General features: G+C 62.0%; 9 protein-coding genes and 1 pseudogene. 3 read left to right on the top strand and 7 right to left on the bottom strand.

Going from position 1 to position 12,093, the window contains the following annotated elements; translation table 11 throughout:
- Positions 1 to 15: 15 nt before the first annotated feature.
- Positions 16 to 816: a YdcF family protein gene (locus CE636_RS27270; protein WP_004204086.1), complete on the bottom strand. Its 801-nt coding sequence runs from the start codon at positions 814 to 816 to the stop codon at positions 16 to 18.
- Positions 817 to 1,197: 381 nt separating this feature from the next.
- Here CE636_RS27270 and CE636_RS27265 point away from each other — a divergent pair, with 381 nt between their 5' ends.
- Complete coding sequence (locus tag CE636_RS27265) at positions 1,198 to 2,523, top strand: MFS transporter (RefSeq protein ID WP_004204084.1); 1,326 nt, start codon at positions 1,198 to 1,200, stop codon at positions 2,521 to 2,523.
- Positions 2,524 to 2,742: 219 nt separating this feature from the next.
- Here CE636_RS27265 and CE636_RS27260 read toward each other — a convergent pair whose 3' ends face one another.
- Genes CE636_RS27260 through CE636_RS27235 form a run of 6 tightly spaced genes read right to left on the bottom strand, consistent with a single transcriptional unit; the run spans position 2,743 to position 10,254 of the window.
- Entirely contained in the window at positions 2,743 to 4,173 is a 1,431-nt protein-coding gene (locus tag CE636_RS27260; protein WP_017898712.1) for an amino acid permease, read from the bottom strand.
- Positions 4,174 to 4,182: 9 nt separating this feature from the next.
- On the bottom strand, positions 4,183 to 5,178 hold the full coding sequence (gene astE / locus CE636_RS27255) for a succinylglutamate desuccinylase (protein WP_017898713.1): 996 nt from the start codon (positions 5,176 to 5,178) through the stop codon (positions 4,183 to 4,185).
- A gap of 10 nt (positions 5,179 to 5,188) precedes the next feature.
- The gene (gene astB, locus CE636_RS27250; RefSeq protein WP_017898714.1) at positions 5,189 to 6,529 is read right to left on the bottom strand and encodes an N-succinylarginine dihydrolase; all 1,341 of its coding nucleotides are present in this window, start codon (positions 6,527 to 6,529) and stop codon (positions 5,189 to 5,191) included.
- Positions 6,530 to 6,550: 21 nt separating this feature from the next.
- Positions 6,551 to 8,017 (bottom strand): succinylglutamate-semialdehyde dehydrogenase, encoded by a 1,467-nt coding sequence (gene astD / locus CE636_RS27245; RefSeq protein WP_017898715.1) that lies wholly within the window; start codon positions 8,015 to 8,017, stop codon positions 6,551 to 6,553.
- On the bottom strand, positions 8,008 to 9,030 hold the full coding sequence (astA, locus tag CE636_RS27240; RefSeq protein WP_017898716.1) for an arginine N-succinyltransferase: 1,023 nt from the start codon (positions 9,028 to 9,030) through the stop codon (positions 8,008 to 8,010). The genes astD and astA overlap by 10 nt, the downstream gene beginning before the upstream one ends.
- 18 nt (positions 9,031 to 9,048) lie before the next feature.
- On the bottom strand, positions 9,049 to 10,254 hold the full coding sequence (locus CE636_RS27235) for a bifunctional succinylornithine transaminase/acetylornithine transaminase (protein ID WP_004204075.1): 1,206 nt from the start codon (positions 10,252 to 10,254) through the stop codon (positions 9,049 to 9,051).
- Between the two features lie 169 nt (positions 10,255 to 10,423).
- Between CE636_RS27235 and CE636_RS29085 the strand changes: the two are divergent.
- Both CE636_RS29085 and CE636_RS27230 read left to right on the top strand, forming a co-directional pair.
- Positions 10,424 to 10,570 (top strand): annotated as a pseudogene (locus tag CE636_RS29085) (hypothetical protein).
- Positions 10,571 to 10,782: 212 nt separating this feature from the next.
- Positions 10,783 to 12,057 (top strand): Glu/Leu/Phe/Val family dehydrogenase, encoded by a 1,275-nt coding sequence (locus tag CE636_RS27230; RefSeq protein ID WP_004204074.1) that lies wholly within the window; start codon positions 10,783 to 10,785, stop codon positions 12,055 to 12,057.
- Positions 12,058 to 12,093 lie beyond the last annotated feature (36 nt).

Here is a 12,093-nt window from a genome sequence, read left to right as displayed (position 1 = left end):
GCAAACGGGCATTTATCAGCCGAGGATGCGGGCCTGCAGCGCCCCGGCGAGCCGGTCATCCTCCCGCAGCTGTCGCCAGGCGTCGAGGATCTCCGGCGGGAAAGTCACGTGGCTGATAAAGTCTTTCCCCCGTGGACCGTACCCTTCAGGGGAATCCTGCAGACGCGGCAGTTCGCCGAGCAGCAGCGCCAGGTAGCGGGTCACCGGCCACAGCCCCGCCCCGCCGCCCACGAACCCCAGCTGGCCGTCGGTCTGTTGCAGCACCGGCGTGCAGCCGGGAAAGCTCAGCCACTGCGGCGGCGTCGTCGCCCCCTGCCAGACGCGGGCGAAGGTGGCCATCGTCCGCCGCTGCATGGTGGGGTCCTGAATGACGATCCCGCGACGATGGGGGATCCCCCGACTCTCCAGCATTGTGCGAGTAAAGCGCGCGTTTTCGCCGCAGTTGGTCGACCGATCCTCCACCACCAGCCGCGGGCGAGGAATGTGCCAGAAGTCATGCGCAATATCCGCCAGAATATGCGCTTCCGGACGCCCCTCCACCGCGAGCGAACGGTAGCGCGGATCTTCGCGCACCGCCTCATACAGAAAACCGGTAGAGTGCCCTACGCCGCCGCTGATCAGCAGCGGAACCTCCTGCTCCACCGCCAGTCGGCAGGCGGCGTCGATGGTAGGGATCACGGCGTTGCCAGCCAGCACCACCACATCCACCGCCGGCGGCGCGGTCAGCGTCGCCAGATCGTTTTGCGCCAGCCAGCCGCCGGTCAGGTTTGCCGCCGCCAGCGTCGTCGCCGACAGCGGGGGAAAGTGTTCTGCCATTCTGATCTCCTTAATCACCTCTCAGCCGCGCAGAGAGAATAGTCTGGCCATCATAAACGCCGCCTGCCGGGGCGCAAAGCGACGCTGATTTGTAACTATTTTGAAATAACAAGAAACATCTAAAAACACGCAGGTTGCACCTGAATAACTGACCATGAAAATAACAAAAAACAGCAAAAACAGGTGGAAAATAAAAATTTACCTCGCGGTTACACCAGATAAAAGCGCGTTTTCTTGCCCGCATTGCCGAGGGATAACTTGCCAATTGTAACCATCAACTCTAAGTTGCTTAACAATTACACAACCTTTTTCACATCAGGTTGCACCCTGCACGCACAGAGTGACACCTGACCTTTTACCGTGGCGGGAGAACGTTTCGTAATGAGCAATCCAGCAAGCAACACTGCATCCATTCTGCAGAAAAACAAGAAGGTACTGATCGCGAGCCTGACCGGCAGCGCCATCGAATGGTTCGATTATTTTCTCTATGGCACCGCCGCCGCGCTGGTGTTTAACAAAATCTTCTTTCCGATGGTCGACCCGGTCATTGGTCTGATCCTCTCCTGGCTCTCCTTTTCGCTCACCTTTTTTATCCGCCCCATCGGCGGAGTCATTTTCGCCCATATCGGCGATCGCATCGGTCGCAAGAAGACGCTGGTGCTCACCCTGTCGCTGATGGGCAGCGCCACGGTGGCCATTGGCCTGCTGCCCACCTACGAGATGGTGGGCCTGTGGGCGCCGGCCCTGCTGATTACCCTGCGCATTATTCAGGGCATGGGTATCGGCGGCGAATGGGGCGGCGCGCTGCTGCTGGCCTACGAATACGCCCCGGAAAAGCGGAAAGGCTTTTTCGGCAGTATTCCCCAGGCCGGCGTGACCATCGGCATGCTGATGGCAACCTTCATCGTCTCGCTGATGACCCTGTTCGATGAGGCGCAGTTTCTCGCCTGGGGCTGGCGCATTCCGTTCCTGCTCAGCTCCGTCCTCGTTTTCCTCGGCCTGTGGATCCGCAAAGACATCGACGAAACGCCCGCCTTTAAGCAGGTGAAACAGTCTGGCCAGGTGGCGAAGGCTCCGCTGCGCGAGACGCTCAAACACCACTGGCGGGAAGTGCTGATCGCCGCGGGTCTGAAAGTGGTGGAGACCGCCCCCTTCTATATCTTCTCCACCTTTGTGGTCAGCTACGCCACCACCACCCTGAGCTATCAGAAGTCGCAGGCGCTGGAATCCGTCACCCTGGGCGCGCTGGTGGCCACCGTGATGATCCCGCTGATGGGGCTGCTGTCCGACAAGGTGGGCCGGCAAAAAATGTACACCCTGAGCGTGGTGCTGCTGGGGCTGTTTATCGTCCCGTGGTTCCTGCTGCTCGACACCGGCACCAGCTGGGGCATTATGCTGGCGACGATCGTTGCCTTCGGCATCCTGTGGGCGCCGGTGACCGCGGTGCTGGGCACCCTGTGCTCAGAGATATTCAGCGCCAATGTGCGCTATACCGGGATCACCCTCGGCTACCAGCTGGGCGCCGCGCTGGCCGGGGGCACCGCGCCGCTTATCGCCACCGGTCTGCTGGCGAAATACGATGGTGACTGGCGACCGGTGGCCGTCTACCTGGGCGTGACGGTGGCGATTTCGCTGCTGGCGATATTCTGCGCCAGCCGGATGAAATCCGTCCCTGGCGCGGCGCGCTCCCGGGCGGAAAGCGCCTAACCGCAGCCGGTCCGGGCTACCTCGGCGCCGACCATCCTGCCCGGGTGCTGCGCTTGCGCGGGCCTACAGGGGGATCACGCCGCGGGGGAAACCGCTCATCCCAGGCTCAGTAAGACAGTAGGCCCGGTAAGGCGCCAGCCGCCACCGGGCAGACGAACGGGAACAACGGCTAAGACGCCCTGGCCACACCCCTTAGCCGGCCGCCAGGGCCGGCGGGTGTCAGGCGCTCTGATTGTCCAGCTGAAGCTGCCCTTCGCGCCGCTGCTTCAGCTTCCAGAAGGCCCACAGCGCGATAAACCACAGCGGAGAAGCCAGCAGCGCCAGCAGCGTGTCCGGGTCAAAGATCATGATGAAGATGGCGAAGGCGAAAAACAGCAGGCTCACCCAGCTCATCGCCACGCCAAAGGGCATCTTAAAGATCGAACCGGCATGCAGGTCCGGACGCTGACGGCGATAAACCAGATAGGCCGCGAGGATCATCCCCCAGCTGAACACCACCATAATCGCCGCCAGGGTCGAGACGATGGTGAACAGGGTCATCACATTCGGCACCAGGAACAGCAGCAGCGTACCGATCAGCATGCAGAAGCAGGAGAACAGCAGGCTGCGCACCGGAATGCGGGTGCTGCGCGACAGAATGCGGAACTGCCAGTGCGCATGCTTCTCCACCGACAGGCCGTACAGCATGCGGGTGCTGGAGAAGACCCCGCTGTTGGCCGAGGACATCGCCGAGGTCAGCGCCACGAAGTTAATCACCGCCGCCGCCGCGGGCAGCCCGGCTTTGGCAAACAGCGTTACGAAGGGGCTGGTCTCCGCCGACACCCCCGGCCAGGAGGCGACAGCGATGATCACCACCATCGACAGCAGATAGAAGATGATAATCCGCAGCGGCAGCGCATTGATCGCCTTGGGCAAAATGCGCTGCGGATCGCGGGTCTCCGCCGTCATCGTCCCCAGCAGTTCGATACCGGTAAAGGAGAAGATCGCTATCTGGAAGCCGGCGAAAAAGCCGGTGATACCGTGAGGCATAAAGGCAGTCGGGTCGGTGAGATGGCTCAGGGAAGCCGTCACGCCGTCCGGAGAGGTCCAGCCGGTGGCAATCATCCAGCCGCCGGTGACGATCAGGGCGATAATGGTGATCACCTTGATCAGGGCGAACCAGAACTCCGCCTCGCCAAACATCTTCACCGACAGCAGGTTGAGCAGGAACAGGATAGCCAGCATGCTGAGGGCCGGCATCCACGCCGACAGCTCGGGGAACCAGTACTGCATATAGCTCCCGCACACCACCACGTCGGCGATGCAGGTCACCACCCAGCTCAGCCAGTAGGTCCAGCCGAGATAAAAGCTGGCCTGCGGTCCGAGATACTCGCCGACAAAGTCGGCAAACGAGCGGTAGTCATGGCGAGTGAGCAGCAGCTCCCCCATCGCCCGCATCACCATATAGGTAAAGAACCCGACCAGTACATAGATAACCAGGATCGAGGTGCCGGCGACGGCGATGTTGCGCCCCGCCCCCATAAACAGCCCGGTGCCGATGGCGCCGCCGAGGGCAATCATCTGGATATGGCGGGCGCCAAGCCCGCGCTTAAGCTGTGACGCGCCTTCACCTCCGGCGGCAGATGGCGCCTGATGTTGATGTTCAGTCATGGTGTTTCCTCAGGCTGGTTGCGGGAGGTGAAGCGCCGCGGCGCGGAGCAGCAGCCCGGCGCGCTGGCCGGTAGCGACCCCGGCATTGGGAAAGAGGATATAGGGGGCACGGGCCTGCACCACCCACCGTTTCTCTGCCTGGCGGGCGATCTCATACCCTGCCGGGAGCGCGGTGAAGTTCTCGACGTTGGCCGCCAGATTGAGCGTAAATTCCCCTTCGCGCTTGATGATGCTCTCCTCGACCAGGAAGTAATCCACCGGCGCTTTATCGCGCGCCGGCAGCGGCGCGTCAGAAATCCAGGCCCGGATCGCCGCGTCGGCGGCGGCGAACAGGCTAAGATCGTTGGCGCCGAACGGCATCACTTTTCCCAGCTCAAGGGTGGCGCTTTGCGCGGCGAACTTTTCGCAGGTGAAGTGGGTGAAGGTCCCGCCCGCTTCGGTATGGCGCACGATGGCGTCCATCCCGCTGGCCTGCAGCAGCTGATAGAAGCCGGGCGAAAAATCCTCCTCGTGGGCCGGGAGCAGCGCAAACTGGCGATACAGCGACCCGCGAATGGCAGTATGCATATCGAGATGACTACGGCTGACCGGCCCCGCCGCATCGGCGGCGCGATAGAAGGCCTGCACCGCCTGCTCGAGAGCAAAAGCCCGCCGCGACTCATTGCCCGGGGTGACCGCCAGATGGCGGCCGCCGAACAGGCGATTGAGGTCGTTGTGCAGATAGCGACGCGCGGCGCGGATCGCCGGCAGGTTACCAAAAACGATCAGCAGCGCCTGGTTGAGCGGCTGCCGCCCCTGGCTCAGATCGTGAGTCAGCTGCAGCAGCAGCTCGGTCGGCGCGGTCTCATTGCCATGGACGCCAGCGGAGAGGATCGTCGCCTGACGCCACGGCGTGGCCGGCAGCAACTGCAGGATGCCCTCGCCCAGCCAGCGGGCCTCGATGTCCGCCGGAAAGGTCCACGCCTGCAGGCGGCAGTGCAGTAAATCGTTAACCAGATGCTCCATCTGCCGCTCCTTAACGCTGAAAATCATAGACAGCGCCCAGACGCAGGATCTGCGTCAGCTCATCCAGCGCCTGATAAACCTCGCGCAGCAGCTGCGGGTCTGCCAGATCGCGGGCGTGCAGCCGGTCACGGTAATGTTTTTCCACCCACGCCGTCAGCTGCTGGTAACGTTCGTCGTTCATCAGGCTGTGGGCGTTGACCGCCTTACGTTCAGACTCGTTGAGCACCACCCGCAGCCGCAGGCAGGCCGGGCCGCCGCCGTTGCGCATGCTTTCCCGCAGGTCAAAAACCGCCACTTCATCGATCGGCGACGCGCTGTCGGCCGCGAGATCGCTCAGGTAACGCCAGACGTTTTCCCGCTGGCGGCACTCCTCTGGCACCACAATCAGCATCTTGCCGTCGGGTTTGCTCAGCAGCTGGCTGTTGAACAGATAGGAGGCCACCGCGTCATCGAGCGACACCCGCTCGTCCGGCACTTCCACGCTTGTAAACGGAATATCGAGACTGTCGCTTTTTGCCCGCAGCGTCGCCAATACTGTCGACTGATCGACAAACGCCTGCTGATGGTGGAACAGCACATGGCGATTGCTGACCGCGATAACGTCGTTATGAAACACGCCGCGATCGATAGCCTGCGGCGCCTGCTGGGCAAACACCGTGTAGCGCGGATCCAGCTGATGCAGGCGAGCCACTGCTTCGCTGGCCTCGAGGGTCTGCCGCGCCGGATACTTCATCGGGGCGATCCCGCCGCTGGCGCGTCGACCGTAGACAAACAGCTGCACCCCCTGCCGGTCATACTCCCGACAGAAGCGGTTATGGTTGGCCGCACCTTCGTCGCCGAGGTCGCCATGCTGCGGCAGCGCCGCGTGGTGGGCGAAGTAGCGCGGATCGGCGAAGGTGGCGCGCAGGATCGCCGAGGTGGTGGGCGCCTCCTGCATGCGGTGCAGCTTATTGTTCAGGTTGGCGACGGTGAAATGAACTTTGCCATCGGCGCTATCCGCCGACGGCGAAACGGTCGCCGCGTTAGCAGTCCACATCGACGAGGCGGAGCTGAAGGCGGAGAGCAGCTGCGGCGCCGCCTGGGCCGCCTGGCGGATGACCTGCTCATCGCTGCCCTCGAATCCCAGGTCGCGCAGCAGACGCAGGTTCGGCCGCGGCTGCGGCGGCAGAATCCCCTGCACGAATCCGCGATCGGCAAGGGCTTTCATTTTATACAGCCCCTGCAGCGCCGCCTTTTTAGGGTTAGAGAGACCATCGCGGTTATTTTGCGAGGCTTCATTGCCGACGGAGAGTCCGGCATAGTGGTGCGTCGGGCCGACCAGGCCATCAAAGTTAGCTTCAAAACCAGACATATGTCCTCACAGGATCCGTTATCAGAATGGCAGGCCCGGCGATACGTTCGCCGGAAGCGTCAGCGTGTCGCTGACCAGAGAGGCCATCGGCCAGGCACAGTAATCGGCGGCGTACCACGCTGCCGCGCGGTGGTTTCCGGAGGCGCCCACCCCGCCAAACGGCGCTTTACTGGAAGCGCCGGTCAGCGGCTTGTTCCAGTTGACGATCCCGGCGCGCGCCTCGTCCGCCAGCTGGTCAAACTGCGCCGCATCGCTGGAGATCAACCCCACGGCCAGGCCATAGCGGGTCTGGTTGGCGAGGCGAATCGCCTCCGGGAAGTCGTCGTAACGGATAACCGTCAGCAGCGGGCCAAAGTACTCTTCATCCGGCACCTCGATACCGGTGACGTCGACGATCCCCGGGGTCAGCACCGTGGAGTGCGGATCCGGCTGGCGCAGGCGCAGCAGCACCTTGCCGCCAAGCGCCTCCAGTTTCTGCTGCGCCGCCAGCATGTTCTGCGCCGCCTCAAGGGAAATCACCCCACCCATAAACGGCGCCGGCTGGTCATCCCATTTCCCGGCGCGGATCTGCGCGCTGACCTCCACCAGCCGCCGCAGCAGCGCATCCCCCTGCTCGCCGCGCTGAACAATCAGCCGGCGCGCGCAGGTGCAGCGCTGTCCGGCGGAGATAAACGCCGACTGGATAATCACATGCAGCGCCGCATCGACATCGGCCACATCAGCCACGATCAGCGCGTTGTTGCCGCCCATTTCGAGGGCCAGCATCTTCTCCGGCTGGCCGCCGAAGTAGCGATGGAAGTGGAAACCCGCCGCTGCGCTGCCGGTGAACAGCACGCCGTCGATATCGCGGTTTTCCAGCAGCGCCTGGCCGGTGGCTTTCCCGCCCTGCAGCAGGTTAATCACCCCGTCGGGGACGCCCGCCTGCTGCCACAGCTGGACCGTCAGTTCCGCAGTGGCCGGCGTCAGCTCGCTGGGTTTAAATACGATAGTATTCCCGGCGATCAGCGCCGGAATGATATGCCCGTTGGGCAGGTGGCCCGGGAAGTTGTAAGGGCCGAAGACCGCCATCACGCCGTGCGGCTTGTGGCGCAGCAGCGCTTTACCGTCCGGCAGCGTCGACTCATGAAAGCCCGTCCGCTGGTGATAGGCCTCGATGGAGATGGCGGCTTTGCCGATCATCGCCTGCACTTCGGTGCGGGTCTCCCACAGCGGCTTGCTGGTCTCCCGGGAAATCAGGGTCGCCAGCGCCTCTTTATGCGTCTCCAGCAGCGCGGCGAAACGCTGTACGACGTCAATACGCTCGGCCAGCGGGCGGTGCGACCAGGGATAAAACGCGGCGCGCGCCGCGGCGCAGGCCGCCTGGACGTCGTCGCCCCCCGCGCTGGCCGCCTGCCACAGCAGAGACTGATCCTCCGGGGCCAGTTTACTCATCGTTGCGCCGCTGCCCGGCTGCCACTGCCCGGCTATGAACTGTGCTTTTACCGCCATGATCTGTTTTCCTCTGGGTTCAGGGTTACCGTATAAACGCGGTCGGTTTCAGTGACCTGCAGCGCATCCAGCGCGGCGGCGTCCAGTGAGACCTGCTCTTCGTGGGCCACCAGCAGCGCCCGAAAATTGTCGAACTGACCGTTGGCGACGAGCGTCGGCACCGACAGCGTGCCCGCCAACTGCTGAGCCGGCAGGCACTGGCAGTCGCGCACGGCGCGGATCTGATCGGTCTCCGCCTCCAGCACCGGACCGGCATCGAAAATATCCACCGAGCCGCGCCAGCTGAACCCCTCTTTCTCGAGGATCGCCCGCGCGGGGGCGGTGTTGGGGTGCACCTGGCCGATAACCTGACGGGCATTCTCCGGCAGCAGCGAGATATAGATCGGGTACGCCGGCATCAGCTCGGCAATAAAGGTTTTCATGCCGGTGCCGGTCAGCCGGTCGGCATCGGCGAACGGGATCTCGAAGAAGTGATGGCCCAGCGCATCCCAGAACGGCGACTGCCCTTGCTCATCGCTGCAGCCGCGCAGTTCGGCAAACAGGTGCGGCGAAAACCACTCGCGGAAGGCGGCGATAAACAAAAACCGCGCTTTGGAGAGCAGCAGACCGTTGCGGTTGCGCTGATACTCAGGGTCGAGAAACAGCGTACACAGCTCGCTGTGGCCGGTGTGGTCATAGCTCAGATTGAGCAGCTCCTGGGGCTTATAGACCCCCAGCGCTTTCGAGGCGCGGACCGTTTTCTGAATGCGAAAATTGTAAAACGGCTCGTCCAGGCCTACCGCCACCTCAATGGCGCTGACCCCCACCACCCGCGACAGCGCAGTGTCTTCCAGCACAAACAGAAAGCCTTGCTGGCCGCGCGGCAGCGCGCCGGCGAAAGTGTCAATGCTGCGGCGGATCCGGGCGGCCAGGCGCCCGGCATCATGGGGTAAGGAGGTCATGCCGACCCCCGCCCGCGCGGCAAGGCGGACGATGTCGTCAAGATCGTTTTCCCGTACGGGACGAAATAGCATCACAGGCCGTCCTCCCGGTTAGCGGGTTAAGCGGGCAACGGCGCGATCGAGGCGCACGAAGGCTTCCGCAATATCTGCCAGCGGGATATTGAGCGCCGGCGCGAAGCGCAGCACGTCCGGACCGGCAATCAGGGCGATCACACCCTCTTCCGCCGCCAGGTTGGTCAGGGTTTTGGCCTTCCCGCGCAGCGGTCCCGCCAGCTCGGCGCCGATCAGCAGACCGGCGCCGCGCACGGCGCTAAACGCATCGTAACGGGCAGAGAGGGCATTCAGCTGGTCGACGATCAGCGCATGGCGCTCGCCAACGCCCGCCAGCAGCGGCGCATCCAGATGGGCCAGCACGGCGTTGGCGACGGTCGCCGCCAGCGGGTTGCCGCCGAAGGTGGTGCCATGGGTGCCTGGCTGGAAGACCTGCGCCCAGGCCTCTTTCGCCAGCATCGCGCCGATCGGGAAGCCGCCCCCCAGCCCTTTGGCGCTGGTGAGGATGTCCGGGACGACGTTGTAATGCTGGTAGGCGTAGAGATGGCCGGTACGCCCGGCGCCGGTCTGTACCTCATCAAATATCAGGGTGGCATGATGGCGATCGCAAAGGGCGCGCAGCGCCTGGAGGAACGCCGGGTCCGCCGGGATCACCCCGCCTTCGCCGATAATCGGCTCGACAATCACCGCGCAGGTGCGCGAGGAGATCGCCGCAGTCACCGCCTCGATATCGTTATAGGGCAGATGGGTAATGCCCTGCGGCAGCGGCGCATAATCGCTGGAATATTTCGGCTGGCCGCCGACGGAGACGGTGAACAGCGTCCGGCCATGGAAGGCGTGGTTGAAGGCGATGATTTCGCTTTTTTCACCGCCGAACTTATCGTGGGCATATTTCCGCGCCAGCTTAAGGGCCGCCTCGTTCGCTTCGGCGCCGGAGTTGCAGAAGAACACCTTGTCGGCAAAGGTGGACTGCACGAGGGTTTTCGCCAGCTGCAGCACCGGTTCGTTGGTATAGCCATTGCCGATATGCCACAGTTTCGCCAGTTGCCCCTGCAGGGCCTCCGCCAGCGCCGGGTGAGCATGGCCCAGGGCGTTCACTGCGATGCCGCCCGCCATATCAATATACTCTTTCCCCTGCTGGTCCCAGACGCGGGAGCCCGCCGCCCTCACCGGAATAAACGGCGCGGGGGCAAAACAGGGAACCAGGTAAGCGTCAAAATCTTCGCGAGTCATGCTGCCTGACATAATTTATCTCCGGAACGTAAGGCGACGGAAAACGCTCCCGTCGCGTTGGACAATCGACATTAACCCTGACCCTCGGCTTATTTTGGGCACGAGCGCGCCCGCTGCGATGGTAAAAATATTCACCACAGAAAAGTTAAGCCCTATTCTTTGTGCGGGTAATTGTTAATTCATGGTTAATGCCATGTTGTTGTGTGGGCTAATGCTGGCCTGTGAACAATAAGATTGTCAATACGGGGAAACGCAATTTATTCACTTTTTGAAGATCATCAAGATAATGAAAAACATAGAAAAAATATTTTCCTATTCACTTAAGTGAATAAAAAGTGAATTAAAATGCACAGCTTGCGGGTGGTTCTTGTGCGTAGTTATTCACTTAAAAAATAAAAAATCTAACAAAAATTTAAAAATCGGAATTGCCGTCAAATACCGCTTTATAAAATTGGTGATACCATTCATTGCACAGAGTTTACTGCTGTAGCTATTCCACGGTTTTACACGACATAAATAACACTGAGAAACAGGACTCTTATGGAAAAGTTATCTTACGCATCTGAAAGTAGTACATCTCCATGGACCACCTACCTGCGCCAGATCGACCGTGTCGCGCCTTATCTCGGCGATCTTGCCTACTGGGTGGAAACCCTGCGCCATCCGAAGCGTGCGCTGATCGTCGACATCCCTGTGCAGATGGACGACGGCACCATTCGCCACTTCGAGGGCTATCGCGTTCAGCACAATCTTTCGCGTGGACCGGGTAAAGGTGGTGTTCGCTACCATCCGGATGTCGATCTTAACGAAGTCATGGCACTTTCTGCCTGGATGACCATTAAGTGCGCCGCGGTCAATATTCCTTACGGCGGAGCCAAAGGCGGCATCCGCGTCGACCCCTTCTCGCTGTCGGAAGGTGAACTGGAACGCCTGACTCGCCGCTACACCAGCGAAATCGGCATTATCATCGGGCCGCAGAAAGATATTCCGGCGCCGGACGTTGGCACCAACGGCAAAGTGATGGCGTGGATGATGGACACCTACTCCATGAACCATGGCACCACCATCACCGGCGTGGTCACCGGCAAACCGATCCACCTCGGCGGCTCCCTCGGTCGTGAAAAAGCCACCGGACGCGGCGTGTTCGTCACCGGCCGGGAAGTGGCCCGTCGTGCCGGCATCGAAATTGAAGGCGCTAAAGTGGCGCTGCAGGGCTTTGGTAACGTCGGTAGCGAAGCGGCGCGCCTGTTCGCCGGCGTCGGCGCCCGTATCGTGGTTATTCAGGATCACACCGCCACCCTGTACAACGAAGGCGGAATTGATATGGCCGCCCTCACCGCCTGGCAGGCGGAGAAAAAGCAGATCGCGGGTTTCCCGGGCGCCCAGGAGATTGATAAAGAGGCTTTCTGGACCACCCCAATGGACATCCTGATCCCGGCGGCGCTGGAAGGGCAAATCACCCGCGAGCGCGCTGAGAAGCTGACCTGCAAACTGGTGCTGGAAGGGGCCAACGGCCCAACCTATCCGGAAGCGGACGATGTGCTGGCCGAGCGCGGGGTGATCGTGGTGCCGGACGTTATCTGTAACGCCGGCGGGGTGACCGTCAGCTACTTTGAGTGGGTGCAGGACATGGCCAGCTTCTTCTGGAGCGAAGAGGAGATCAACGCCAAGATGGACCGCATCATGACCGACGCCATCATTCACGTCTGCGATAAAGCGGCCGAGAAAGAATGTACGCTGCGTACCGCCGCCTATATCGTAGCCTGCGAGCGCATCCTGATGGCGCGTAAAGACCGCGGCATCTACCCGGGCTGATCCCCGTCAGAAAGTGCACCAGGGGTGGCATTGCGC

This window comes from Klebsiella sp. LY, assembly GCF_004010915.1.
Classification (GTDB): domain Bacteria; phylum Pseudomonadota; class Gammaproteobacteria; order Enterobacterales; family Enterobacteriaceae; genus Klebsiella; species Klebsiella quasipneumoniae.
The sequence above is the reverse complement of the archived record's forward strand: the minus strand, read 5'-3'. Positions and strand labels throughout refer to the sequence as shown.